Origin of the sequence: Georgenia yuyongxinii, from assembly GCF_006352065.1 — a bacterium.
Lineage (GTDB): Bacteria > Actinomycetota > Actinomycetes > Actinomycetales > Actinomycetaceae > Georgenia > Georgenia yuyongxinii.
The window spans coordinates 2297550-2321402 of the sequence record NZ_CP040915.1; the positions used below are offsets into that span (position 1 = coordinate 2297550).

Here is a 23853-nt window from a genome sequence, read left to right on the forward strand (position 1 = left end):
AGGACTGCCGAGAGGTACATCGGAGGCTCACTCTCCTCACGGACCGATTCCCCCCGGTCCCAGTCCGGTCGTCCGGCTTCAAGCGACTCTGCAGCCCGACCCGCTCCGCACCAACGTACGGCCCCCAGGGGTTACCGTCATCGCGCAGATCGCGTGAAGCCGCGAGGTCTAGCGCTGCCCGCAGTGCCTGCCTGTGCGCGGCCCGGTGGGTGATGGTTGAGCCAGCCCGTCATTGGTCCGTACGCTCAGACCGTGACCGAGGACCTGCGTCACCGAACGCCGGCCGAACCGGCCGTGGAGGTCGATCGGCTGCTTCTCGACGCCAAGCTCTCGGTTCCGCAGCCTCGCCGCGGTTCGGTGAGTCGCGCCGGTCTCATCGAGGCGGCCAAATCGAGCGGCTGCCGGGTCGTCGGGATCACCGCTCCCGCGGGGTACGGCAAGTCGACCCTGCTGTCTCAGTGGGCACTCGCCGAGGATCGTCGTGTCGCCTGGGTGTCTCTCAGCGGCGTCGACGACGACCCCGCGGGCCTGCTCATGTTGCTGGCCTCCGCCTACGCTCGCGTCTCGCCGGGAAACGACGACCTGGTCGCCGACATGGGCGGTCTGGGGGTGTCCGCGTTGGGGCGCGCTGCGCCGCACCTCGCCGCGGTGCTCAGCAACAGCCAAGCCCCATTCGTGCTCATGCTGGACGACCTTCACGAACTCAGGTCACCTGCGTGTCACGATGTCCTGGGTGTCGTCATGTCGGGGATACCTCGCGGGTCTCAATTCGCGGCAGCAAGTCGATCGGAGCAACCGCACATTCCGAGGTTGCGAGCTGATGGTGACGCGTGGGAGCTCGGTGCCAGCGACCTGGCCCTAGACGTCGAGGCGGCCGAGCAGATCTTCGCGCAAGCACGCGTCAGCGCCACGCACGAGGAGGCTGCCGCTGCTACGGAGCGGACTGAAGGCTGGCCAGCCGGCCTCTATCTCGCGGCGATGATCGCCCAAGCCAGCCACGGTCACGGTTCGACGGTTTCCGGTGACGATCGTTTCGTGGCCGACTACCTCTACCGTGAGTCGCTGAGCCAGCTCCCTGAGAGCACGCAGCGATTCCTGCGACGCACCTCGGTGCTCGATCAACTGTGTGCCCCACTGTGCGACGCCCTCGTCGAAGATGCAGGCAGCCAAGATCGCCTGCGCCAGCTCGAGGCCTCGAACTCGTTCCTGATCCCGCTGGATCGTCGGCGAGAGTGGTACCGCTACCACGCACTGTTCCGAGAGTTCCTGCTCGGCGAGCTTCATCGCGTCGAGCCCGAGGTCATCATTCAGCTGCAGCTACGGGCCGCCGACTGGTATGAGGCAAACGGATCCCCCGCGCTTGCTCTCGAGCACCTGCTGAACACACTTACCCAGCGAGACCGATGCGTCCAACTGGTGACGCAGCTCGCAATACCGACCTACAAGGCTGGCCACATGTCAACCGTGCGACGGTGGCTGTCGGCGCTCGGCGACCCAGCGATCGAGAACTTCCCCCCACTGGCCGTGATTGCCGGCTGGTCCGCGGCTCTGACCGGGCAGACCGCCGAAGCGCAGCGGTGGGCCGCGCTCCTCGACGCCGCTTCGTTTGATCCGGCGCCCGTGGTGGGCACGTCGTTCGACTCTGCGCGGAGGATGTTGCGGGCCGCTATGTGTTCCGCCGGTCCCGAGCAGATGATGAGCGAGGCGAGCATCGCGCTGGCCCAGGAGCCACCCTGGAGCCCGTGGCGCGATACCGCGCTCTACTTGAACGCCGAAGCACATCTGCTCACTGGGAACGTCGACCAGGCGTGTGCCCTGTTCGCGGAGTCTTCCTCGGTCGCAGCCACGAATTCCAATGCCGATTGCCTGGTGCTCAGCGAATCCGAGCTCGCGCTGGTGGCGATGGATCGCGGGCGATGGGAAGAGGCTGCTGGACGTCTCGAACGTGCCCTCGCCGTTGTCGATGAGCATCGAATGCACGACTACGCCACCAGTGTCCTCGTCGTCGCCGTGGCGGCTCGGCACGCCGTGCACCGCGGCGACCTGGAGCAGGCGGACCGCCTGATCGTGCGGGCGATGCGGGCACGCCCATCATGCACGTTCGTGATGCCATTCCTTGCAGTGGGCGTCCGAATGCAGCTCGCCAAGGTGCACTTGGCAAGGGGGGACGTCTCGACCGCTCGTCACCTGCTGCGTGAGATCGACGACATCCTGCTTCATCGACCAGATCTTGGCGCCCTCGTCGACCAGGTCTCCGCACTGCGCGCACTCCTCACCGCGAGCACGCAGGGTGAACCCGGCGGCGCGCCGCCCCTGACCGCGGCAGAACTCCGGCTGCTGCCGTACCTCCAGACGCATCTCACGTTGGCCGAGATCGGGGATCGGCTGTTCGTCTCGCGCAACACCGTGGGTTCGGAGGTCACCTCGATCTATCGGAAGCTGGGCGTCTCCTCACGCGCTGACGCGGTGCGGCAGGCGACCGCGGTCGGGCTGCTCGGCAGGTAAGCCGTGGTTCTCGTCCGAAGCCGCGTTCCCCGAACAATCCTGGATCGTCTACCTGAACTGATCCAAGGCCTCGTCGGAGTCGTATCCCAAAGCCAGTGCGAGCTTCGGGGCCGCCGCTACGACACATGGGATCCCGACGACCGGAACGACGCCGACCAGCACGTCGACCATCTCGGCTGCGCTTGCACCGGCATCGACCGCGGCATCGGCCTGAGATCCGTAGGACGAAATAGCGCCACCGACGGCTGCCAAGGCTGCCAGCCGCACCAGCGCCAGCGTCCTGGGATCCAGCGCACGGTCTGGTTGCGAGGTGTCCCCCTCGTCCCCTGCGGCGCAGCGGAGTTCGTCGAGGATGTGTTCGTCGTTGATGGCAAGACGGCGCAAGATTTCGATGTGGTCCAAGGCTCTCCCCATCCTTCCGTGCCGATGACAGCCGACGACGGCACCACCATGCTGAGTGGCACGCCACCCTGGCCCCGGTTCTGTTCTCACCACACTGAGCGACCAGGCAGAGACCTGCATCACGCAGACTAGGTGAACGGTTCGCCTCTCGACTCCCGGGACTGCCCCGGGACCTAGGTGTGACCCGACAACTGAGCCAGCTTCACGTGTTCTGCGTGACGACACCCGCGCATCCCGGCCCGATGATCGCCCTGAAGCCGTGTCCCGATTCACGGCCGGAAAATGTGGAGGAGGGGGAAATGACGTAACAGAGTTCTACGTTGCCACGCACAACTAGCTCTCCACTTCGACGCCACGACCTGGGGTTGGATCCATCTGCTACTGGGACTGCTAGTGATGTTTGTCGGCCTCGCCGTTCGGGCCGGTCAAAGGTGGGTCGAGTCGTCGGCATCTGGGCGCAGGCAGCATACGGCCGCGGGATCCCCGCCTGTCGATCGGACGAGCACCGTATGGCCGAGCCGGCGAACCTTCCTCGCCGGGTCGGCGGGCGGGTCGCTCCCGAGTGTGATCGGAGACATGTCGGATGGACGTGCTGTCGCTGTCGCTGGTCCTGGCCACCGTCTTCGGCTGGTGCGTGCTCGCCAGCCGCCTACAGCGAGCCGGGCTTACCGCCCCGATCGTGTTCGTCACTGCCGGCTTCGTGCTCTCCGAGGGCCTGGAGGTCCTTGATCTCGCTCTCGAACCGCACTTGGTCAAGGTGATCGCGGAGGTGACCCTGGTGTGGGTGCTGTTCGCCGACGCCTCACGGGTTCGACCGAGCCAGTTCCGGCGCGACCTCGGCCTGTACGGTCGGCTGCTCGGGGTCGGGCTGCCGCTGACGGTCGCCCTGGGAACGGCCGCCGCCTTGGTGGTGCTCGACGTCGACCTGTGGGCGGCGCTGCTGATCGGTGCCGCGCTCGCGCCGACCGACGCCGCCCTCGGCGCCACCGTGATGTCTGACCCTGCTGTCCCCGGCAAGGTTCGCCGCGCGCTCAACGTCGAAAGCGGGCTCAACGACGGCATCGCCACGCCTATCGTGTTGGTGGCGATCGCCGGGGTCGCCACGAGCGAGGGAATCGCCGGCGTCGAGAGCCCGAGCCGAGCTGTTCTCTCGTTGGTGGTCGGGGTCCTGGCCGGCGCCGCCGTCGGCGGGCTCGGCGGCGTGGCCACCCGCCTGGCCCGACGCCGAGGCTGGCTTTCCGAGGAACTCTCCGGTCCCGCCGTCCTGGCCCTGGCGCTGCTCGCCTACACCGGGGCCTTGTTGGTCGACGGCAACGGATTCGTTGCCGCCTTCGTCGGCGGCCTGGTCTTCGGCGGGGTCGCTGGACGCGGCGGTGAGAAGGAGGTCTATTTCGTGGAGCAGTCGGGCGACATAGCATCGATGGCCAGCTGGCTGATCTTCGGCGCCCTGGCCGTCCCGTTGATCGGCGACGCATGGACTCCGAACGTGCTTGGATACGCCGTCCTCAGCCTCACCGTGATACGGATGCTGCCCGTGGCGCTCGCCCTGGCCGGCGCCGGCTTCGACCGGTTCGCTGTCGCGTTCGTCGGCTGGTTCGGGCCCCGCGGCCTCGCTTCGGTGATCTTCGCGCTGCTAGCGGTGGAGGATCTGCACGACACGGGGAAGGACCTCGCCGCGGTCATCGCCCTCACCGTCCTGCTCAGCGTCGTCGCGCATGGCTTTAGCGGCGGGCCGCTCGCGAAACGGTTCACGGATTCACCAGACCGCAGCACGGCACCCACTGAACCCTGAGTGTGCGTGCACGCCGTCCGGTCGCAGTGACACGACTACGGCGCTCCGCCGACAATCCCTTCCCAGATCAACCCCTGAGTTCACCGAGCCGCTGACTCGCTCGGACGCCCAGTACTTCACCATCCGAGCCTGAATCTTGTAGCGGGGGCAGTGTGCTGGTTCAGGACATCAGCTTGTAGCGGGGGTCGGGCTGACAGGATTTGACCCTGGCGTCACCTTTCTGGCGCTCTGGAGACTCGCTCCTGACCCGCACTGCTTGTTTGGGCCCTGACCTGCAGGAACCTCGAGGCTCCCCGATCCCATTCCACTTCGCCCACTTTCGCGCCTTTGAGTCCTCTCTTGACCGAATACTTGGGGAATACCAGCGGCACGGCCGCGGGTTGCAGACGCAACTTTCGGCTCCGTGCTCGAACCGAGCCACCTGACGCATCCAATGTTGCGATCGTGCGGCCGACAGCGGGTCCGTGCTGCTGGCGGCCGGCTTGGCGTACTTACTAGATGCCGACGGCGACGCGATAGCGCTCCTCAGGGGTGATGAGGTGGTCGGCATCGTGGGCGTCGTCTCCGATGTCGATCTGAACTCGGTGGATCCGGCCTGTGAACCGGCCCGGGCCTCTGACCAGGTTCGCCGGCCGGTTACGGCCGAGGCATAAACCAAAAGTTGATCGTCTGGTCCGAAGGACCCAGGATCGTTGGACCATGCGGTTTCCGGTCCAAGTTTATGGCGCTCGTGCCCCCTCCGCGCCACTACGGGGATGACGCCGACGCCACGGTTCGAACTCCGACACTCGGTTCCTATTAAGCACGCGGCCGGGAGTTTATATATCGCATCTCGACACCGTTCGGTGCGGTGCCCGTAACCTGTCAGCACAGTGGCGGTCAATAGCAAGATGGCACGCGACCCGCTGCACCCAGGCGGGGGCGTTGTCCACCGACGGCAAGGTTCAACCAGAGTTGGGTCAGCGCTTCGTCGTCTACATCTTCAGCCCACTCGGCCGCTCCCTGCGTCTCAGACGAATTCGGATTCGTCGTCACCTCCAATTACGGTTCAAGGCTCCGATGGCCCGGGCCGTGGTCGCCACGTCGGAAGACGACCTCCGCTAGGTCGGATCGTCCACCCTGAAGACCCTCGGCGACTGCCATAAATGTGCACCATGCCGTGAAATGCTAGAGACGTTCCGACTCGGCTATCGCGGTGGCGATTCCGTACACGCCCAGTTCCAAGAGAAGGTCCGGAACATCGAGTAGACCCGCTCGGTGCGTGCGGTCTCGCAATTGAGCGAGCCCCCGCACGACCAATTCGCTAATGTAGGTGCGCGTCGGCGGCAGCGGAAGTCCTAATGTCTGCGGCCTTGGCACCGTAGACACTAAGGAAACTGGGTGGTCGCGTGGGCATACGACGGTGAATCGATCAGCGCGCTGAGTAGGTCGGCGAATGGCCGAAGGGGATGCCCACGCAAATGGGGCGCGACCTCTGCGACCGCCTCTCGAACTTCGTCGTCGTCATCATTCATCAGGGACATCAGACTGGACGTAGCCAACTCGACGTTCGATGTGCGGTCGATACGCGCTGCACAAACCTCGGCCACGCCCTTACGGACCATCGCGTCCGCCGAGAGTGCTTGAGGCATCAGCTCTGAGCGACCCCATTCCAGCGCAGCGAATGCACCTAGCGCGCCGCCGGCCACGCGGGCTTCATCCTGTTCCGAGCGCAGCATGCGCTGAATGACTGGATCGATGACCTCTGGGTTGACGTTCCCGATGTAGAGCATCAGCTCTTCGACCAAGTCGCTCGCCAGGAACCGATCATCGGCGTCTCTCAACCGCTTGAAGGCGACGAGGGCGTCGGGGCGAGCGTGGCGCAACGCGGGTGCCAAGGTGTGTGCGACGCCCGGCGCAGCTCCGCCACGAGCGCGCCGTACCCGTCGGAGGCGATCGCTTCCTGGGCTTGGGCCTGGGTCATGCGGCCGACACCGGTGAGGGCACCGAGAACGAGCGCCCGCCACCGATCGCGTTCGGCGGTGGTGGCGATGAGGTCGTACTCGGCTGCGAGCTGGGCGATACCTGTCCACCTCTCGTGCTCGGCGGTGATGGTCTGGTGTGCGGATATCTCGAGCCCGGAGTGCTTGAGCACCCCGTAGAGCACTGTCCTTGCCGTGACGTCCGCCGGCTGAGGGGTGGCGTGGGAGTCGTCGGGCTTGTCGAGCGCGACGTAGGCGATGTTGGCGTCCCGGCCGCGGGTCATAGACACGTACAGGTCTCGCGGGTGGTGGTTCCGGAGACGACGACGTGTGCGGTGTCGACGGTGAGTCCCTGGACGCGGTGGGCGGTGACCACGTAGCCGAGGTCGACGTGCCCGCGACGTAGTCGGCGGGCAGCACGACGCTGGCTCCGAGGCGGCGGCCGGCGCGGCGCACCTAAATGGACCCGTCGCGCCGGACGTCGATGACCGTCCAGCGGTCGCCGTTGCGGACCCAGCCGGTGCGGCCGGTGCGCAGCTTGCGGTCGTTGCGGCGGGTGATGACGAGGTCTCCGGTGCTGGCGCGGGCCGTGTCCATGAGGGCGACGTCCCGGCCGGGCGAGGTCTCGTGGTCACGGAGGCGTTCGGCGCGGGCGCGCTCGTTGAGCTGGCGCACGGACTCGGCGGAGTCGGTGACAAGGATGCTGGTGCGCCCGGCGGTCAGGTCGCGCGCCAGGCCTGGTAGGCGGCGTCGATCATCTGGGCGGTGGTGCCCTCGCGCAGCCGGTCGTGGGTGGCGTAGGTGCCGATGACGTCGACCTCGCCTCGGCGCAGCGCCAGCGAGGCGCGCTTCTCCCAGTCGTGGGTGAAGCGGTGTGCACCTCGCTGAGTTCGGGGACGTCGTCGCCGCGCGCGTGGACCAGAAGCGCGAAGGCGCCGCCGGCGTCGACGGACTGCAGCCGGGCCCAGTCCCCGACGAGCAGCACCTTCGCCCCGGCGGCGTGGGCCAGGGCGGTGAGACGGTCCAAGGCACGGGTACCGGCGAGGGTGGCCTCGTCGACGATGAGGAGCTGCCCGGGCCGGAACGCGGCGCGGCCGCGGGCGTGCTCGTAGAGCCACTTAGCCGTGTTGTCGCACCCGATGCCCAGATCTTCGGCCAGCACCGCGGCTGCGGCGGCGGACGGTGCGAGTCCACGACCGAGCCGGCGCCGTGCCGGGCCGTCCATGCCGTCTGGAGGACGTGCATCGCGGTGGTTTGTCAGCCCCCGCCGGGCCGACGATGACGTCCACCCGGCGCCCGGACGTCGCGACGGCCTCGAGCACCCCGGCCTGCTGGGTGGTGAGCGTGTCGCCGTCGTGTCGGACTGCGGCGGCCTGCGCGACCACGGTGGCGGGCACGCGCGGTGCGGTGCGGTTCCGCTGCGTGTTCGAGCAGCCGGCCTTCGGCGGCCAGCAGGTCCTCGGAGGTGAAGTACGCCCCGTGCCGGGGACGGAACATGCTGGTCCCGTCGCCACGCTGCCACAGCGCCGGCGTGGGTGCGATCTCCCGTGGGGTCAGCTGCACGGACTGGCCGGCTGCGGCATCGGTGATCATTGCGACCTTGGCCTCGCGGTCCTCGATCGTGGCGAACCGCCAGCCCATCGTCTGTCGGGCGGCTTCGGCCCATAGGTTCCAGTGCCGCCAGGTCGAACGCCTCTCACCGACCGCGGCGACCACCCGGGCGCCGGGCGCCGCAATCACCTCAATCGGAACCTGATCGGCGGTGTACGCCCCTGCCTGGGAGGAGACGGTCAGGTGACGTGCCCAACCGATCGGGTCGGTGCCGATGCTCTGCTGAGCGCGCCGACGCCAGGCTTCGGGCAGGTCGGCCAGCGGGGCGGATGGTCTTATCCGGACGGGTCGCGAGCGTTGCCTGGGCGCGCAGCCGCACGACCGTCGCCGCCGAGGGTGCATGCCGGTGGTTGCGGGCATACTCGGCGATCAGGCGGTCCTTGGCGATCTCGATGTCGCGGGACCGGCTGGAGAACTCGGCGATCAGCGCGTCGGGGACGCCGGCTATCTCCCACGCCGGGTTGCGGTCCTTACCGCGGGCACGCTGCTCCCACCGGATCCCGAACGTCCCGGTGAGGCGGTCGGCAAGGACGGCGTTGTAGTACTCCGACAGCGCCACGGTGGAGTGGTGGATCGCCCGCGAGTCCAGCGTGCGCCACTCGCCGTCGGCCGCGGTACGGGCCTTATTCGCGACCACCAGGTGGGTGTGCAGTTGCGGGTCGCTGGCGCGCGAGTCCCAGTGGTCGTAGGCCACCGCCGCGACGCCAAACACGTCGACCTGCGCGATGCCCCCGGAACCGACGCGGGTGGCAGCGACCTCGCGCTCGAAGAAGTCCAGCACCTGGGCGACGGCCGCTGGTGGGCCTCGACGATCAGCTCTTGGGTGCGGGCATCGGCCACGCCCCACAGCACCGAGACGGACTTCGGCACGGAGAAGGTCAGGTCGAACCCGGCAACCGAGGTCCGCGGTCCCGCTCGCTCTCCTCGGCCTTGATCCGGGCGACCTCGGCGTCGTACTCCGCGGCGGGGAGCGTGCGGTCGATTCCTGCGACGCGGGCGGCGATGCGCTCCGCCACGCTCGCGGACCGCTGATACGGGCGCCCAAGGCGGGCCCCGGTCAGCGGGTCACACCCCCGGCCAAGCAGCGCCTGCAGCTGCTCCGGGGTAACGGTCATCCACGCTTCCAGCTCGCCGTCGCCGAACTGGGAAACACCGGAGCTCATCCAGGTTCCCGGTGGCGTGCCGGCCTCGGTGTAGTACCGCGTCAGCGCCGAGGTCTGCGACGCCCGGCCGTCGCCGGTCACGACCGAGCGCAGCAAGTACGCATAGCCGTCCCCGGCCGACATCACCCGCATCGACACTGTCACGAGCACACCTCCATGACGAAGGTGCGCTCGCTCGACCAGCCTCAGTGCCAGACGTGTGGCCAGCCTCGAAACGGCAACGAGGACCGCCGCGGTGAAAGGGCAAACGACGGCGACAGCGACCACCTCGACGAGACCGAGCGACGGCGACAGCACCCGCCGCGACGCACCGAACGATGACGAACCGGAGCCCTGGCTGACGTTGCCTGTGAAGGAACGTGGAGCACGACCGACCAGGTCGCCGGTGTATCCGGCGGGATGAGCTGGTCGCAGACCGGGCAACGGTGGGACTACTCCGAGTCCCACCTGCCGCCGAGAACTAACCGCCGTCGGGCCCGGTCCTCCGAGCGGGTCATCCCCGCAGGCGGTCCGGGGCCAGCGGCACGTGGCCGGCCTCGTAGAGGCTGCGGCGCGAGCGGCGGGAGGAGGGCACCGGACCATTCTCGTCCAGCATCACAGGGGCGTCGTCGCCTGCCGGGGATCGGTAAAGTCCCCTTGCTACCCGGTCGGAGACGCCCATCGCGTTGCGCGTAGTTCCGTGAGAAACATTCGCACCCCCGGCGAAGGCGTCGGCCCCTGCCAGACGGCAGCCGCCTCGAGCGGCGGGACCCGCTGGAGCGTGGGCGCCACGTGCACGCCGTCGCCGGCGGTCGACGCCGCCTGCCAGGGCAGCAGCGTGACGAACGAGGCGGCCGACACGAGCGTCAGTGCCGCGGTGGCGGAGGTGCGTTGCCAAGCGGGCGAGATCCCCGCCCCCTCCCATGCTTGATACACCAGCAGGTCGAGACCGCCGAAGGAGGACTGCGCCGCGGCCACCACCCATCGATCCCCGCCGAGCTCTCGCAGGTCCACCACGCCGCCACGCGCCGCCGGATGGTCCCGGGGAAGGACGGCCGCCAGCGGCTCTTGGTGGATGCGCGCGACCTGGAGCCCGGCCGCGGCGGTCGTGCGCAGCTCGTCGGTCGACGCGCAGTACACGATGCCGACGGACGCCCTGCCGTGCCGCACCCGTTCGATGACGTCGTCCGCCTGTGCGTCCTCCACCTCGATGTCAACCCCCGGGAACCGGTGCGCGAACGCCGTCAGAACCTCGGGCAGGAGCTTCCACGTCGCTGCCGCCACGGTGGCGATCGTCAGGCGGCCGGACCGTCCAGACCCCAGCTCCCTGGCACCGCCTACGGCGTCGTCCAGCTCGCTCAGCAGGCGACGCGCCTCACGCGCGAGATGCGATCCCGCGTCCGTCGGTTCGATCCCCCGGGCGTGGCGCAGGAGCAGCGGTACGCCAACCTCCTTCTCGAGCTGGGCCACGGCGGTGGACAGCGGCGGCTGCGTCATGAGCAGCCGCTGTGCCGCGCGGGTGAACGAGCGCTCCTCCACCACGGTGACGAAGTAGCGCAGGTGCCGAAGTTCCATGCTCGAACTATACGTGCCACATATAGGTACAGGGCCATATTGGGATTGGACACACTTCCACGCCCGCACGCACACTATTTGCAAGGGCCGGGGCGACAATTTCTCCGGCCGACGACAGCGGGAACAACTTCGCCTTTGGCGTGCGAATTTCCTATCTGAACACGGCGACCGAGAAACGGTTGTCCAGTTTGGCCGAAATTCCGCGCATTGCTTTTCAGAAGGTGTGACTCGATGAGTGGAACAGGTAATGACGACTGACAATCTTGGCGACGTCTCCGTCACGTGGTGGGGCGCTTCCGCCGTCGCGATCGAGTTCGACTCGTATCGGGCGATCATCGACCCGGTCCTCGTCCCCGACGCCGGGGACTGTTTCGACTACGTGCTGGTCACCCGTGAGGACCACGACCACTGCCACGAACCCACGCTCCGGCGGATCGTTGCGGGCGACCGCTTCACGCGGATGCTTGCGGCGAGCGGGTGCGCCCAGGCGTCGCGCCTGGACGTGCCGTCCCTGGGGGACGGCGACCTGGGCTTCGTCGAGCCCGCGGCGCTGACACTCATGCACCCCAAGTACACCCGGCGCGGCGGCGCGGCGGCGTCCGGGGCGGTCGTCGAGGTGTCGTTGCCGGGATTCCGGGTGGAGGCGACGGAGAGCAACGAGCACGACTCGCTGACCCTCCTCGGCTCCCGCGCCTGGGGCAAGCGCTACCTGCCCGCCGACGGGACGCCCTGGCCGGCCGGCCGTGGGCCGCTCGCGCCCTTCGGCGCGCTGCCGCCGCTCGGGTTCGTGGTCACGGCGGAGAACGGCTTCAGCGTCTGGCACCCGGGGGACCTGCAGATCGGGTACGACGCGCTCTACCGTCTGGCAGGCCGCGTCGACCTCATGCTGTGGCCCCTGAACCCGATGCTCGGGGCCGAGCTGCCGGTGATGGAGATCGTCCGCCCTCGCATGGTCCTGCCGATCCACTACCGGCCCGCATCGCAGTCACCGCCCGCGGTGGCCGAGGGCTTGCGGTTCACCGACCCGTTCTCGGGCCGGCCCCACGACGGCGCCGGCATGGCCGCGTACCGCGAGGAGATCAGATCGCTCATCGCCCACGGGTGGTCCGCCAGCCCCCGTGACGCCGAGCAGCGGATCGACGACCTCCGGCCGGCGATCCACGACCTCGGTGCCGAGCTGCTCACGCCACTGCCCGGTGAGCCGGTCCGCCTCCAGACCCGCACGATCGAGCCCGCGATGGGAGCTGCACGATGAGCACCGACTCGGTGACCTGGCACGGCGCCTCCGGCGTCGAGATCGACGTCAACGGCAAGCGGGTCATGGTGGATCCGTACATGCTTCCGGCAAACGTCCGAGCCCCGCACTACATCTGCGTCACGCACAACGACCACGACCACTTCGACGAGCCGACGATCATGGGGCTCACCGAGCAGCCTGGTTTCGAGCGCCTGATCCTCACCCGGAGCTGCGTGGAGATCGACCGGCTCGACTCCCCTGCGCCCGGTCTCTCGCGGAATCTCTCCTTCGTCCGGGACGACCAGGTCACGGTCATGTACCCCAAGTACGTCCGGACCCCGGGCGACCGGCACACCGGCCCCACCGAGCTCGAGCTCGACGAGTTCCGCATCGAGGGCATCGACAGCAGCGAGCGGCCCGAGCACTACCGCCTGGACCCGTTGTCACCGCCGCGTTGGCCGGAGATCGCCGGGCCCTACGTCGGTCACGCCGAGTTCCCCAACCTCGGGTACCTCATCACGGCGAGGTCCGTCGGCCTGACCTTCTACCACCCGGGCGACCTGCACGAGCTGTTCAACGCCCACCGGGACCTGCGCGGCACGGTCGACGTGCTGTTCTTCCCGGTACCGAAGTTCACCGGCATGGAGATCGCCGTGGTCGACATGCTCCGGCCTCGGGTGGTCATCCCGATCCACCACCGCCCGGACGAGCCGGACTTCCCCATCCCGCTCGAGGTGCCAGAAGGGTTCGACCCGTTCCCGTCCGACTTCGAGGAGTTCCGCGACGCCAAGCAGGTCATCATGCACGGCCACTGGTACGGCGGCGACGACCGGCCGCTCGAGCGCATGGAAGAGCTACGGCCTCGCTTCGAGGCGCTCGGGGCGTCGATCGAGATTCTGCGCGCCGGCAAGCCACGCCCGATCGCGAGCATCGGAGCCCTCCATGCCAGCTGAGCAGCTGACGTCCGTGCCGGCCGACCTGGCGCCGTCAGACGGTGTGACAGCGCCGGTCGGGTTTGCCCTCGTCGGGGCAGGGACGATCGCGCGGGTCACCGCGGACGCGATCTCCCGGCTCGACGGAGCCGAGCTGCGACTGGTTGTCGACCGCAGCGCCGCCTCCGCCGCGGCGCTCGCGGACGAGTACGGCGCGCAGTGGAGCGATGACGTGCCCGGCTACCTGTCCGCACCCGCGGCCGCCTCCGTCGACGTGGTCGTCGTCTCGACGCCGTCGGGCTCGCACGCCGACCTAGTCGTGCCCGCCCTCGAGGCTGCCAAGGACGTCCTGGTCGAGAAGCCGCTCGAGATCACCCTCGATGCGGCCCAGCGGATCATTGACGCCGAGGTGCGCACCGGCCGGGTCGTCGGCGTGGTCTCCCAGCACAGGTTCGACCGCGCCAGCGAGCGGGTCGTCGACGCCGTACGATCCGGCCGCCTCGGCCGTCTCACCTCGGCGATCGCCTCGTGCGCCTGGTGGCGCAGCCAGGCCTACTACGACTCCAGCGGGTGGCGCGGCACTTGGGCGCTCGACGGCGGCGGCGCCGCGATGAACCAGGGCATCCACGTCATCGACCTCATGCTCGCCGTGATGGGGGACCCGGTCGAGGTCTTCGCCCATACCTCTCGGCTGGCTCACGAGCGGATCGAGGTCGAGGACACGGCGGTCGCCACCGTGCGGTTCGCGAGCGGCGCCCTCGGGGCCGTCCACGCGACGACCGCCGCCTACCCGGGGGTCGAGACGAGCCTGCGGATCTTCGGCGACCGGGGTTCCGCCGCGATCATCGACGACGAGCTCGCCTACTTCCACGTCAGGGGCGACGGCGACGCCGAGCGCGTCATGGGCCCCGGGCCCGGCCCGAGCACCAACCAGGCGACCGACGACGACCGCCTCACCCGGGCAGAGCTCGGGCTCGGCCCCTCCCACGGCCACCAGCTCCGCGACATGGTGCGGGTCGTGCGCGCCCGCCGGCACGGTGATCCCCGTGCGGCCCCCCGCGTGGGCACGCGCGAGGGCCACCAGGCCCTCGCCCTGATACTCGCCATGTACGAGTCGGCGAGCACCGGCACGAAGGTTCGTATCCCCGCCGCCCCCTGACGGGGGCCACAAGCGCCCGCCGTTCCACCGTCCCTGTCCACCGCCTCGTGCCATCGTCGACACAGGAGTCCCCCATGCAAGTCACCACGTCCACCACCACCCGCGCCTCGACGGGCGGCAAGCTCACCCTCCGCAACTACCTCGGCTACGCCGCGGGCGACGCCGCCAACGGGCTCTCCTGGTCCATGGCCGGCATGTTCCTGACGCTCTACTACACCAACGTCGTCGGCATCGAGGGCGCCGTCATCGGCACGATGCTCCTCGTCGTCCGCTTCGTCGACGCCTTCACCGACCTGCTCGCCGGCCGGGCCATCGACGCCAAGAAGCCAGGCCGGCTCGGCAAGTTCCGGCCGTTCATCCTGTGGTTCTCCCTGCCCCTGATGCTCACCAACATGGCGATCTACTCGGCAAAGTGGTTCTTCCCGGAGATCTCCGGCACGGCCGCCGTGGTGTACATGTACGTCACCTACCTGCTGATGGCCTCGGTGTTCATGACGCTCGTCAACATCGCCTACGGCGCCATGGCGCCCTCGCTGACCCAGGACCCAGCCGAACGCAGCAAGCTCTCCGCCTTCCGCATGTACGGGGCCGCGATCGCCGTGCTCGTGCTCGCCTTCGTCATCTCCCCGCAGATCAAGGCCTACCTCGAGGACCCGGCGGCCCTCCAGCGGTCGCTGTTCATCACCACTGGCGCGTTCGTCCTCGTGGGAATGGCGCTCTACCTTTTCCTGGTCTTCAACACCAAGGAGAAGGTGCTCCGACCGATGGACACCGTCACGCTGCGGGACAGCCTCCGCACCTTCACCACCAACGGGCCGCTGCGCTGGCTCTCGCTCGGGTCGGTGCTCTACCTCGCCGGCACGACCGCGTTCTCCACGCTGGGCTCCTATATCGCCATCTACGTCCAGCAGGACGCCGGGTACATCGCCTGGAACATCCTCGCCCAGACAGCTGGACTGTTCGCCGTCGGGCCGTTCATCCCGCTGATCGTGCGCACCATCGGCAAGCGCACGGGCTACCTGATCCTCGGTGGCACCACCCTCGTGGCAGCGGCCTTGCTGGCTTTCGGACCGCTCTCGACCGTCCCCGCCCTGGGCCTCGTCGCCTTCTTCGTCGCCGGCATCGGGATCTACGGTGTGAACACCCTCATGTGGGCGCTGGAGGCGGACACCGTCGAGTACGGCGAGTGGCGCACCGGGCTTCGCACGGAGGGCACCACGTACGCCGGCTTCTCGTTCACCCGGAAGATGGGTCAGGCCTTCGGCGGTTTCGTCGGCGGACTGGCACTGACCTGGGCTGGCTTCAGCGCGCAGCAGGCCTCCACCGGCGGCCAGCAGGCCGCAGGTGTGGGTGTCAGCATCCAGCTTTGGGCGGGCCTGATCCTCGGCGCGTTCTCGATCCTCTCCGTCGCCGTGATGTTCTTCTACCCGCTGACGGAGGCCAAGTTCCGCGAGATCACGGCCGAGATCGCCGTGCGGCGGGCTGCAGCCGAACAGTCCTGAGGAGCCGAGGAGCTCGGCGGGGCGGGTCTTCGCCCGCCCCGCCGAGCCCGGCGTTCGATCTTCCCGACACTCCACCGAAAAGAGGACCAGCCCGTGAGTGATCTGTTCAGTCGCTTCCACCACATCTGCATCGTCGTGTCCGACATCGACAGGAGCGTGGCCGCCTACGAGTCCATCGGCATCGGCCCGTGGAACGACATGTCAGCCCTGCCGCCCATCACCGAGTTCACCATCGACGGCGAGGCGGCCGAGCTCGCCGGCGGCTTCCGCTACCGCGAGGCGCACGTCGACGGCGTCGCCATCCGCCTCTGCGAACCGCCCGAGGGTGACTCGCCGCAGCGGCGGTTCCTCGACACGAAGGGGCAGGGCGTGTTCCACGTCGGCTTCGCGGTCGACGACATCGTCGCCGCTGACACCGAGGTGACGCAGGCACTCGGCCTGTCCGCGTACATCAGAGGGCGGCGGTCCGACGGTTCCGGGTGGACCCACTTCGACACCAGTGAGAAGTTCGGCGTCCTCCTCGAGCTGCGACAGAGTCCGGCGGCGAAGTCGGCCGACCTGCAGGACGCCTGACCGGTCTCGCCCGAGCAACCGGCACCACCTCGGGTCCTGCGCGTCCCGAGGTGGTGCCCTCTCCTTTCCGCGGCCAGCGGCCGATCACGTCTGCAGAAAGTCCTCAGATGCCCTCGAAAAAGGTAGCGCCCCGCCGGGTCACGGCCCGCAGCAAGTCCGTGATCGAGTCCGACGGCCTGACGTTCAAGGACCTCAACGCCAACGGCGTACTAGACCCGTACGAGGACTGGCGCCTTCCCACCGAGGAGCGCGTGTCCGACCTCCTGGGCCGCATGACGGTCGCGGAGAAGGTCGGCATCCTGCTGATCACGTCCCACTACATGGGGGCCTCGGGGATCATCGGCGACCCCGACCAGGGACTGCTCAACGCCCACGAGAAGTGGTCCACGGAGAACATCTGGGCCACCGACTCGTCCAGCACCCGGTTCTTCGACCCGCCCGTGCTGGACTATGTCGGCTCGGAGAAGGCCATCCGCGAGCTCTGCCTGCGGTACTTCATCATCCGGGACAACCCGACCTCGTACGACCTGGCAACCTGGGTCAACGCGCTCCAGGAACTCGCCGAGTCCACCCGGCTGGGCATTCCCGTGGTCATGGTCTCCAACCCCCGCAACCACCTCTCCGACACCAAGATTTTCGGCGTGGCGGAGACGGCCGACCAGATGTCGCAGTGGCCCGGCGAGCTCGGCCTGGCCGCCACCCAGGATCCCGACCTCGTCGAGGAGTTCGGACGCCTGTCCGCCGCGCAGTGGCGATCGGCGGGGATCACCAAGGGCTACATGTACATGGCCGACATCGTCACCGACCCTCGCTGGTCCCGGGCAGAGGGCACCTTCGGGGAGAACACCGAGCTCGCCGCACAGATGGTCGCTGCGGTCACACGCGGCTTCCAGGGGCCGCGGCTCGGCGAGCACTCGGTATCGCTGACCACCAAGCACTTCCCCGGCGGCGGGCCGCGCGACCGGGGCCACGACCCACACTTCCACCACGGCCGGTACCAGCCCTACCCCACGCCGGGCAGCCTGTACCGCTACCACCTACCGGTGTTCCAGGCCGCGATCGACGCCGGGACGACGTCCGTCATGCCCTACTACGCAACGACCACCAACGCCAGGTCCGCCCCCCAGCTCCACGGCGACCGGCCGTTCGCGGAGGTCGGCTTCGGGTACGACCGATACCTCCTGACCGACGTGCTGCGCGGCGAGCTCGGCTTCACTGGGTACGTCAACTCGGACACCGGCATCACCACCGGCATGCCGTGGGGCGTGGAGTCGCTGACCAGGCCGGAGCGCTTCGGCCTGGCCATCGAGGCCGGAATCAACGCATTCAGCGGCGACGGCAACCCCGAGCCTCTGCTCGATGCCGTGGCGCAGGGCCTCGTCTCGGACGCCGACCTCGACCGGTGCGCACGATACCTCCTCACGGAGATGTTCGACCTGGGCCTGTTCGAGGACCCCTACGTCGACCCTGACGAGGCGCAGGCACGGGCCGAGGACATGAGCATCGCCGCCCTCGCGGCGCAGGCGCACCGGCGCTCCCTCGTGCTCCTTCGCAACGACAAGGAGCTGCTGCCGTTGACGGCCGACGCGGGTGGCGATGGCCGCGGGACATCGGGTGAGAGGGACCGCGTGACGACCGGAACCCCGGCCGGCCACGCTCCCCGGCTGCCGGCGGCGCGCACGGTCCGGCTCTACGTCGAGGTCTTCACCGGGAAGGACAAGGACGCCGAGAACGCGCGGATCGTCGGGGAGGTGCGCGACGCCCTCGGCACCGATCCCACGATCGAGGTGGTCACCACCCTCGACGATGCCACGCACGTCCTGCTCTGGGTCCGCCCCGCCATGTCACTGCTCGACGACCGCGCAGGTCATGAGCTCTCCATCGTGCTCGACCAGGAGACCGGGATCGACGCCTACCGGGTCGTCGAGATCGAGAACGCTGTGCCGACCATCCTCGCCGTCAACTTCACCAACCCCTGGCTGCTCGACCGGGTCGCACCGGCCGCCGATGCGGTGATCGGGACCTTCGGGACGTCGACCGCGGCGATGATCGACCTCGTCCGTGGCCTGGTCACCCCGACCGGGAAGCTGCCCTACGCCATCCCGGCGAGCGAGGAAGCGGTCCGGGCGAAGGCCTCTGACATCCCGGGCGCCGCGGAGCCGGAGGGCTACGCCTACGTCGACCACGCCGGCGGTGAGTACCGCTTCGGCTATGGCCTCGAGGACTTCTGACGACCTGCCGACGGCGAGCCCTACAGGGTCGCCGGCGGCAGCCGGCCGGTGCCGACAGCTCGGCGTACCAGCGGGCGGAGTCCTTCGGGGAGCGGCCAAGCGTGTCCGAATCCACCCGGACGAGGCCGACCGCCTGGCGTACCGCTGGGATTAGACGACGTGTGAGAGCAGCCACCAGACGACGTACCCGCGCACGTCGACGCCGTCCGCGGCCGTCAACAGACGAGGCACCAAATGGTCCCCTTGCCGAGATCGACCGCTTTTGATGGTCGCGAGGGCGGAGGCCCCGTGACCTTCACTGTTGGCACTTCTCTCCTCAGCGGGACGCTGAGAGGACGCCGTTCAGGGGGACGGAGAGGGGTACGTGCCGGCGTCATCGTTGGGGGCATGGACAGCTCGGCTAATTCCCCAGACAGGCCGCTGGCATCCACGGTGCGTTCCGCCGGCGCGCCGTCGCCGAGAACCGGTTCACTGAGGCGGCGTTCCTGTCGTTCCGTGCGCCGGACACGCGCGTCGGTGCCGCGCGGGAGGCGGCGGCGCCATTCCGAGATCCGAAGGCACCGCCGGCCCTCGGACCGCCCACTCCAGCTGGAAGCCTCGCGGTTCGGAGGCAGCATCGAGGATGGGGAACTGAACGGTGGGTGTGACAGGTTCACGCACGGGAGGCTGACGCCATGCGGCGCCCGCCGCTGGCGGGACATGCCGAAGGTGGTGTTCTCGCGCGCCATATGGCCCCCTCCAGTGACCATGGAGCGAGGCAGAGACGCGCAACCGGTCGGGACTGCCACGCCTGCCTTCCGGATGTCTCAGATCCGCCCGGTCTCGTGGGCCCACATGGCGACCTCGACACGGTTGCGAGCGCCGAGCTTCCTCATGAGGCTGGCCAGGTGGGCCTTGACGGTGCTCTGACTGATGTGCAGGTCAGTGGCGATCTCGTCGTTGGTGCGGCCGTGGGCCACCGAGACGAGAACCTCCTCCTCACGAACGGTGAGCGGTTCGACCGGCTGCCTGGGAGGTCCGGTCTGTGAGTGCGCGAACGCTGCGAGCAGGCGCACGGTCACGCTCGGAGCGATCAGGGCATCCCCGTCAGCCGCAGCGCGTATCGCCTGGGTCAGCAGGGCGGGTCCGGCGTCCTTGAGCAGGAACCCGCGGGCACCGGCCTTGAGCGCCCCGTGGACGTACTCATCGAGGTCGAACGTGGTGATCACCACGATCGGCAGGGGCTCGGCGACGTCGGGCCCGGCGAGCTGACGGGTGGCCTCGATGCCGTCCATCAGCGGCATCCGGATGTCGAACAGGCAGACGTCCGGGCGCAGCTGACGCGCCAGGCGCACCGCCTCGCGCCCGTCACCGGCGACGCCGACCACCTCGATGTCGGGTTGGGCGTCGAGCAGCATCGTCAGACCCGTGCGAACGATGTGCTGATCATCGGCGATGAGCACCCGGATACTCATCGTGCGGACCCGCCGCGGGGCAGCATCGCCTCGACCCGCCAGCCGCGGTCGGCGGTCGGGCCCGCTCGGAGCCAGCCACCCAGCAGCGTGGCCCGTTCCCGCATCCCCACCAGGCCGTAGCCCGCGGTGCGGCCACCGGCCGTGCTGGGGGCGCCGTCGTCGTCGACGGTCAGCCGTACGCCCTCCGCGTCACCCACGACGACCACGCTGACCCGGGTTGCCTGACGGGCATGCCGGCGCGCGTTCGTGATCGACTCCTGAGCCAGGCGGTAGACCGCGGCACCGACCGCCGGGCTGAGGTCCTCGAGCTCACCGGAGAGCGTCACCTGGACGTGAGGCGCCTCGACACCGCCGGCGAGCCGGTCAAGGTCGGCCACTCCGGGCTGCGGAGCGAGCTCCGTGTCCTGCGGGGCGCGCAGGACGCCCACCATGGCGCGCAGCTCCGTGAGCGTCCGGGTGGCCGCGTCCTCGATGGTGGCCAGGGCCTCGATGGCACGCTCGGGGTGGGAGGCCGCGATGGCACGTCCTGCTTGGGCCTGGATGGCGATGCCCGAGACATGGTGGGCGACGGTGTCGTGAAGCTCGCGAGCGAGTTGTTCGCGTTCCCGGGCTTTGGCATGGTCGATGTCGCGGATGCGGATCTTCGTGCGGTAGCGGACCGCGGCGCCGAGCGCGGCGGCGAACAGGAAGAACGCGTACCCTGCGACCGTCTTCCATCCGCTCATGGGGTCGGCTACATAGGTGATGGCGAGCCAGAGCAGCATGACGCCGAGGCCGCTTGCGGCTTCCCGACCGGAGCCCCACCGGAACAGGGCGTAGGCCAGGATCAGCGCCGCGGAGATGCTGTTCAGCAGGGCGCCTTGCGACCCGGTGAGGATTCTGACGAGGTCGACGATCGTCAACGTGCCGAAGGAGACGGCAACCGCGACGAGCGGGTGCGTGCGTCGCCACAGCAGGGGGCCGAGGACCGCGAGCGTCGCGAGTAGCAGCAGCGGGCGCGGCGCCAGGTCCTGGCGAAGCACCGCTTCCACCAGGGACCAGCAGATCAGTACTGCGACCAAGGCCCAGTCCCGCGGCCCCCGGTCCGGGGCATTCGTGGGTCGAGGTTCGGCCCACAGCGAGCGGAGTGCGTGGGTGGCCACGTGATCAGCCTAGGCAGCCCGCGTGCTCGGCGTATCCGCCGAAAGTACAAGAGCTCGGCTGTGCCAACGGCCAGGTCGAATCAGGCTCTGGGGCTGATGTGCGCACCAGCGGCGTCCGTGATCGTGGAGGAGCCACACCCCACCGAGACAACGGAGCACATGGTGAGAACACTTCGAGACAACACCACCGCGCTGGACGACTCGCGACTGCCGGTGCGAGCCAAGCTCGTAGCGGCGTGGACGAGCTTCATGTTCCTGTACGTCTACGTGGACATCCTCGGCTTCTTCGTGCCGGGCAAGATCGACGACATCCTGGTCGGCGTCGTCTTCGAGTACGACATCAGCCAGACGTTGTTGACCGCTTTCCTCACGCTCATGGCCATCCCGATCCTCATGATCGTGCTGTCGGCGATGCTGCCGGCCCGCGCGAGCCGGATCACGAACCTGGTCGTGGCATCGGTCCAGGTCCCTTACGCGGCATTCAACGCGGTGGGCGAGTCCTGGACGTACTTCTACGGCCTCGCCGTCGTACTGGAAGTGATCGTTCTCGCCGTCATCCTTCGGCTGGCCTGGACCTGGCCCCGCCGCACCGCATCGCCGGCGACCACAGCAACCAGCCTCGACCGGGAGCCGCTTCGGACGCAGCATCACGCATAGATCTCGTCCGCGCGCCGGAGCACGCCGAGCTGCCGTATCAGGTCCAGCAGTCCCCCTCATCCAGAAAGGTCCCGGCCATGATCGAGGCGAACGAGCTCACCAAGCACTACGGCGACACCACCGCCGTGGAGTCCGTCAGCTTCACCATCGCCCCCGGAACCGTCACCGGGTTCCTCGGCCCGAACGGCGCCGGCAAGTCCACCACCATGCGCTTGATCATTGGACTGGACCGGCCGACGTCGGGCACCGTCACCGTCAACGGCAAGCCGTACGGGCAGCACCGCTCCCCGCTGCGGGAGGTCGGCGCCCTGCTCGACGCCAAGGCGGTGCACCCCGGCCGCAGCGCCCGCTCCCACCTACGACCCCGTCACGGCCCCGGACATCGAGCAGATGCACGGCGCCGAGGTCATCGCACAAGGCTTCCAGTTCGCCATGCTGACCGTCGCCGTCCTGGGTGCCCTGTTCATCACCGGGGAGTACTCCACCGGCATGATCCGGTCAACGTTCGCCGCCGTCCCGGCGCGGATCCCCGTGCTTGCAGCCAAGGCGGTCGCCCTGGTTGTCCTGACGACCGCTGTGACCGTCGTCGGCGTGACGCTGTCGTACCTCGTCACCATGCCCCAGCTCTCGCAGTACGACCTCGTCCCGGCCCTTGACGACCCGGGCACCTGGCGCGTGCTCGGCGGCACCGTCTACTCCCTCATCGCCGCCGCCCTGCTATCCCTCGGGATCGGCACGCTCCTCCGCTCCACCGCCGCCACCGTGACCGTGGCCCTCACTGTCCTCCTCCTGCTGCCCGGCACCCTCAGCTTCATAAACCTGGACTGGGTCCAGACCATCGTCAGCTACCTGCCGCTGCCGGCGTCCTCAGCGTTGCTCAGGACCGGAGCAACCGACGCGCCGGGTGCCGACCTCTCTGTAGAAGCGAGCCTGGTCGTGGTCGCGGCCTACGCCGTCGTCGCGATGGTGGCGGCCGCGGTAACGCTGCGCCGGCGCGACGCCTGACGCTCTTCGTCTACCACCTCGCCTTGGTCGGCCTCGCAGTCCTGCGGTCCCCTTCGATCCCGACCTGGATCGGAACGCATGGCGACGAAGGCCGAAGCGGCGTCGCGACGGTGACTGCCCCACGCGTCGACGTCACGCCTGCAACACCTCCACGGGACGTCGGCGCCGACAGGTTTGTGGACACCGAAACACCCCCTCGGGGTTCCCTTCCGTACGCAGCATCCGCTTGGCGTGGTGGTCGACCGGCCCTCGGTGTGGTCGACCGACAAGGTTTCCGCGCCGCGTTGGTCTGTACGGCGAATACCGACTCACGGGAGGCTGACGCCATGCGGAAACTGGCGTTTGGCATGAACGTGAGCCTGGACGGCTACATCGCCGCGCCCGGCGACGACCTCGGCTGGAGCGTGCCGAGCGACGAGCTGTTCCAGTGGTGGTCCGACCGGGTGGGGGCGACGGGCCTGGCGCTGTACGGGCGCAAGCTGTGGGAGACGATGAGCTCCCACTGGCCGACCGCCGACCAGCAGCCTGGCGCCACACCGGCGCAGATGGAGTACGCCCGCCGCTGGCGGGACATGCCGAAGGTGGTGTTCTCCTCGACGACCAGCGCGGTCGACTGGAACGCCCGCCTGGTCACCGGCGACGCCGTCACCGAGATCACCCGGCTCAAGACTGAGGACGGCGGTCCCATGGACGTCGCCGGCGCGACCCTCGCCGCGGCGGCCATGCGGGCCGGGCTGATCGACGAGTACGCGATCGTCACTCACCCGGTCCTGGTGGGCGGCGGCACGCCGTTCTTCACGGCCCTGGACAACTGGGTGAACCTGAACCTGGTGGAGACCCGGACGTTTCCCGACGGCGTGCTCCTGACCAGGTACGAGACGACACGCTGAATTCCGACCTCGGATCGGCCCGGGCTCGAGCCCCCCGAGGATCTCGTGGCCGTTAGGGGATCGTCACGCGTAGCGCGACCAGC

The 23853-nt window shown here is 68.8% G+C and carries 20 protein-coding genes and 3 pseudogenes; 13 read left to right on the forward strand and 10 right to left on the reverse strand.

Annotated features, from left to right (window positions below; translation table 11 throughout):
• Positions 1 to 252 precede the first annotated feature (252 nt).
• Positions 253 to 2505 (forward strand): helix-turn-helix transcriptional regulator, encoded by a 2253-nt coding sequence (locus tag FE374_RS19820; RefSeq protein ID WP_230978242.1) that lies wholly within the window; start codon positions 253 to 255, stop codon positions 2503 to 2505.
• Between the two features lie 48 nt (positions 2506 to 2553).
• Here FE374_RS19820 and FE374_RS10425 read toward each other — a convergent pair whose 3' ends face one another.
• Positions 2554 to 2907 carry a carboxymuconolactone decarboxylase family protein gene (locus FE374_RS10425; protein ID WP_230977195.1) on the reverse strand — a complete coding sequence of 118 codons (354 nt, stop codon included), beginning with the start codon at positions 2905 to 2907 and terminating at the stop codon, positions 2554 to 2556.
• A gap of 336 nt (positions 2908 to 3243) precedes the next feature.
• On the opposite strand from FE374_RS10425, the pseudogene FE374_RS20395 reads away from it, so the two are divergent.
• Positions 3244 to 3636: pseudogene (locus tag FE374_RS20395) on the forward strand (DUF7144 family membrane protein); the annotation flags it as partial.
• Entirely contained in the window at positions 3542 to 4699 is a 1158-nt protein-coding gene (locus FE374_RS10430) for a cation:proton antiporter domain-containing protein (RefSeq protein WP_456319101.1), read from the forward strand. The pseudogene FE374_RS20395 and the gene FE374_RS10430, both read left to right, overlap by 95 nt.
• A 1367-nt stretch (positions 4700 to 6066) precedes the next feature.
• Here FE374_RS10430 and FE374_RS10435 read toward each other — a convergent pair.
• The 7 genes and pseudogenes from FE374_RS10435 to FE374_RS10445 all read right to left on the reverse strand — a co-directional run bounded on the left by FE374_RS10435 (position 6067) and on the right by FE374_RS10445 (position 10988).
• Positions 6067 to 6486 (reverse strand): hypothetical protein, encoded by a 420-nt coding sequence (locus FE374_RS10435; protein ID WP_139928852.1) that lies wholly within the window; start codon positions 6484 to 6486, stop codon positions 6067 to 6069.
• Between the two features lie 32 nt (positions 6487 to 6518).
• Positions 6519 to 6950: a hypothetical protein gene (locus FE374_RS19825; protein WP_230978243.1), complete on the reverse strand. Its 432-nt coding sequence runs from the start codon at positions 6948 to 6950 to the stop codon at positions 6519 to 6521.
• A 166-nt stretch (positions 6951 to 7116) separates the two neighbouring features.
• Positions 7117 to 7335 carry a hypothetical protein gene (locus tag FE374_RS19830; protein ID WP_230978244.1) on the reverse strand — a complete coding sequence of 73 codons (219 nt, stop codon included), beginning with the start codon at positions 7333 to 7335 and terminating at the stop codon, positions 7117 to 7119.
• A gap of 79 nt (positions 7336 to 7414) precedes the next feature.
• Positions 7415 to 7885, reverse strand: a complete 471-nt coding sequence (locus FE374_RS19835) for an AAA family ATPase (RefSeq protein ID WP_230978245.1) — start codon at positions 7883 to 7885, stop codon at positions 7415 to 7417.
• A gap of 516 nt (positions 7886 to 8401) precedes the next feature.
• A pseudogene (gene mobF, locus FE374_RS19840) lies at positions 8402 to 9141 on the reverse strand (MobF family relaxase).
• A gap of 8 nt (positions 9142 to 9149) precedes the next feature.
• Positions 9150 to 9578: a relaxase domain-containing protein gene (locus tag FE374_RS19850; protein ID WP_230978247.1), complete on the reverse strand. Its 429-nt coding sequence runs from the start codon at positions 9576 to 9578 to the stop codon at positions 9150 to 9152.
• 495 nt (positions 9579 to 10073) lie between these two features.
• Entirely contained in the window at positions 10074 to 10988 is a 915-nt protein-coding gene (locus tag FE374_RS10445; protein ID WP_168205662.1) for a LysR family transcriptional regulator, read from the reverse strand.
• A 247-nt stretch (positions 10989 to 11235) separates the two neighbouring features.
• Here FE374_RS10445 and FE374_RS10450 point away from each other — a divergent pair, with 247 nt between their 5' ends.
• The 6 genes from FE374_RS10450 to FE374_RS10475 all read left to right on the forward strand — a co-directional run bounded on the left by FE374_RS10450 (position 11236) and on the right by FE374_RS10475 (position 18622).
• A complete protein-coding gene (locus FE374_RS10450; protein WP_139928856.1) occupies positions 11236 to 12243 on the forward strand; it encodes an MBL fold metallo-hydrolase in 1008 nt (335 codons plus the stop codon).
• Positions 12240 to 13178 carry an MBL fold metallo-hydrolase gene (locus tag FE374_RS10455; RefSeq protein WP_139928858.1) on the forward strand — a complete coding sequence of 313 codons (939 nt, stop codon included), beginning with the start codon at positions 12240 to 12242 and terminating at the stop codon, positions 13176 to 13178. The genes FE374_RS10450 and FE374_RS10455 overlap by 4 nt, the downstream gene beginning before the upstream one ends.
• Entirely contained in the window at positions 13168 to 14316 is a 1149-nt protein-coding gene (locus FE374_RS10460) for a Gfo/Idh/MocA family protein (protein WP_139928860.1), read from the forward strand. The genes FE374_RS10455 and FE374_RS10460 overlap by 11 nt, the downstream gene beginning before the upstream one ends.
• Before the next feature lie 74 nt (positions 14317 to 14390).
• Positions 14391 to 15818, forward strand: a complete 1428-nt coding sequence (locus tag FE374_RS10465; RefSeq protein ID WP_139928862.1) for a glycoside-pentoside-hexuronide (GPH):cation symporter — start codon at positions 14391 to 14393, stop codon at positions 15816 to 15818.
• A gap of 93 nt (positions 15819 to 15911) precedes the next feature.
• On the forward strand, positions 15912 to 16391 hold the full coding sequence (locus FE374_RS10470; protein ID WP_223173511.1) for a VOC family protein: 480 nt from the start codon (positions 15912 to 15914) through the stop codon (positions 16389 to 16391).
• A gap of 107 nt (positions 16392 to 16498) precedes the next feature.
• Positions 16499 to 18622 carry a glycoside hydrolase family 3 protein gene (locus FE374_RS10475; RefSeq protein ID WP_139928864.1) on the forward strand — a complete coding sequence of 708 codons (2124 nt, stop codon included), beginning with the start codon at positions 16499 to 16501 and terminating at the stop codon, positions 18620 to 18622.
• Positions 18623 to 19428: 806 nt separating this feature from the next.
• On the opposite strand, the gene FE374_RS10480 is transcribed toward FE374_RS10475, so the two are convergent.
• Together FE374_RS10480 and FE374_RS10485 are read right to left on the reverse strand one after the other, a co-directional pair.
• On the reverse strand, positions 19429 to 20076 hold the full coding sequence (locus FE374_RS10480; protein ID WP_139928866.1) for a response regulator: 648 nt from the start codon (positions 20074 to 20076) through the stop codon (positions 19429 to 19431).
• Positions 20073 to 21218 (reverse strand): sensor histidine kinase, encoded by a 1146-nt coding sequence (locus FE374_RS10485; protein WP_139928868.1) that lies wholly within the window; start codon positions 21216 to 21218, stop codon positions 20073 to 20075. Before FE374_RS10485 ends, FE374_RS10480 begins: the two co-directional genes overlap by 4 nt.
• A gap of 159 nt (positions 21219 to 21377) precedes the next feature.
• On the opposite strand from FE374_RS10485, the gene FE374_RS10490 reads away from it, so the two are divergent.
• The 4 genes and pseudogenes from FE374_RS10490 to FE374_RS10505 all read left to right on the forward strand — a co-directional run bounded on the left by FE374_RS10490 (position 21378) and on the right by FE374_RS10505 (position 23770).
• Positions 21378 to 21875, forward strand: a complete 498-nt coding sequence (locus FE374_RS10490; protein WP_223173512.1) for a DUF6326 family protein — start codon at positions 21378 to 21380, stop codon at positions 21873 to 21875.
• Positions 21876 to 21952: 77 nt separating this feature from the next.
• Positions 21953 to 22261, forward strand: a pseudogene (locus tag FE374_RS20300) (ATP-binding cassette domain-containing protein); the annotation flags it as partial.
• 4 nt (positions 22262 to 22265) lie between these two features.
• Entirely contained in the window at positions 22266 to 22880 is a 615-nt protein-coding gene (locus tag FE374_RS20305) for an ABC transporter permease (RefSeq protein WP_230978248.1), read from the forward strand.
• A 326-nt stretch (positions 22881 to 23206) separates the two neighbouring features.
• Complete coding sequence (locus FE374_RS10505; RefSeq protein WP_139928871.1) at positions 23207 to 23770, forward strand: dihydrofolate reductase family protein; 564 nt, start codon at positions 23207 to 23209, stop codon at positions 23768 to 23770.
• The last annotated feature ends 83 nt before the right edge of the window (positions 23771 to 23853 follow it).

What these genes read in the sequence shown, in the direction of transcription:
- FE374_RS10455 (WP_139928858.1), top strand. Translation starts at nt 12,240, where the DNA reads ATGAGCACCGACTCGGTGACCTGGCACGGCGCCTCCGGCGTCGAGATC.
- FE374_RS10480 (WP_139928866.1), bottom strand. Translation starts at nt 20,076, where the DNA reads ATGAGTATCCGGGTGCTCATCGCCGATGATCAGCACATCGTTCGCACG.
- FE374_RS10445 (WP_168205662.1), bottom strand. Translation starts at nt 10,988, where the DNA reads ATGGAACTTCGGCACCTGCGCTACTTCGTCACCGTGGTGGAGGAGCGC.
- FE374_RS10465 (WP_139928862.1), top strand. Translation starts at nt 14,391, where the DNA reads ATGCAAGTCACCACGTCCACCACCACCCGCGCCTCGACGGGCGGCAAG.
- FE374_RS10450 (WP_139928856.1), top strand. Translation starts at nt 11,236, where the DNA reads ATGACGACTGACAATCTTGGCGACGTCTCCGTCACGTGGTGGGGCGCT.
- FE374_RS10475 (WP_139928864.1), top strand. Translation starts at nt 16,499, where the DNA reads ATGCCCTCGAAAAAGGTAGCGCCCCGCCGGGTCACGGCCCGCAGCAAG.
- FE374_RS20305 (WP_230978248.1), top strand. Translation starts at nt 22,266, where the DNA reads ATGCACGGCGCCGAGGTCATCGCACAAGGCTTCCAGTTCGCCATGCTG.
- FE374_RS10460 (WP_139928860.1), top strand. Translation starts at nt 13,168, where the DNA reads ATGCCAGCTGAGCAGCTGACGTCCGTGCCGGCCGACCTGGCGCCGTCA.
- FE374_RS19835 (WP_230978245.1), bottom strand. Translation starts at nt 7,885, where the DNA reads ATGGACGGCCCGGCACGGCGCCGGCTCGGTCGTGGACTCGCACCGTCC.
- FE374_RS10490 (WP_223173512.1), top strand. Translation starts at nt 21,378, where the DNA reads ATGGTGAGAACACTTCGAGACAACACCACCGCGCTGGACGACTCGCGA.
- FE374_RS10505 (WP_139928871.1), top strand. Translation starts at nt 23,207, where the DNA reads ATGCGGAAACTGGCGTTTGGCATGAACGTGAGCCTGGACGGCTACATC.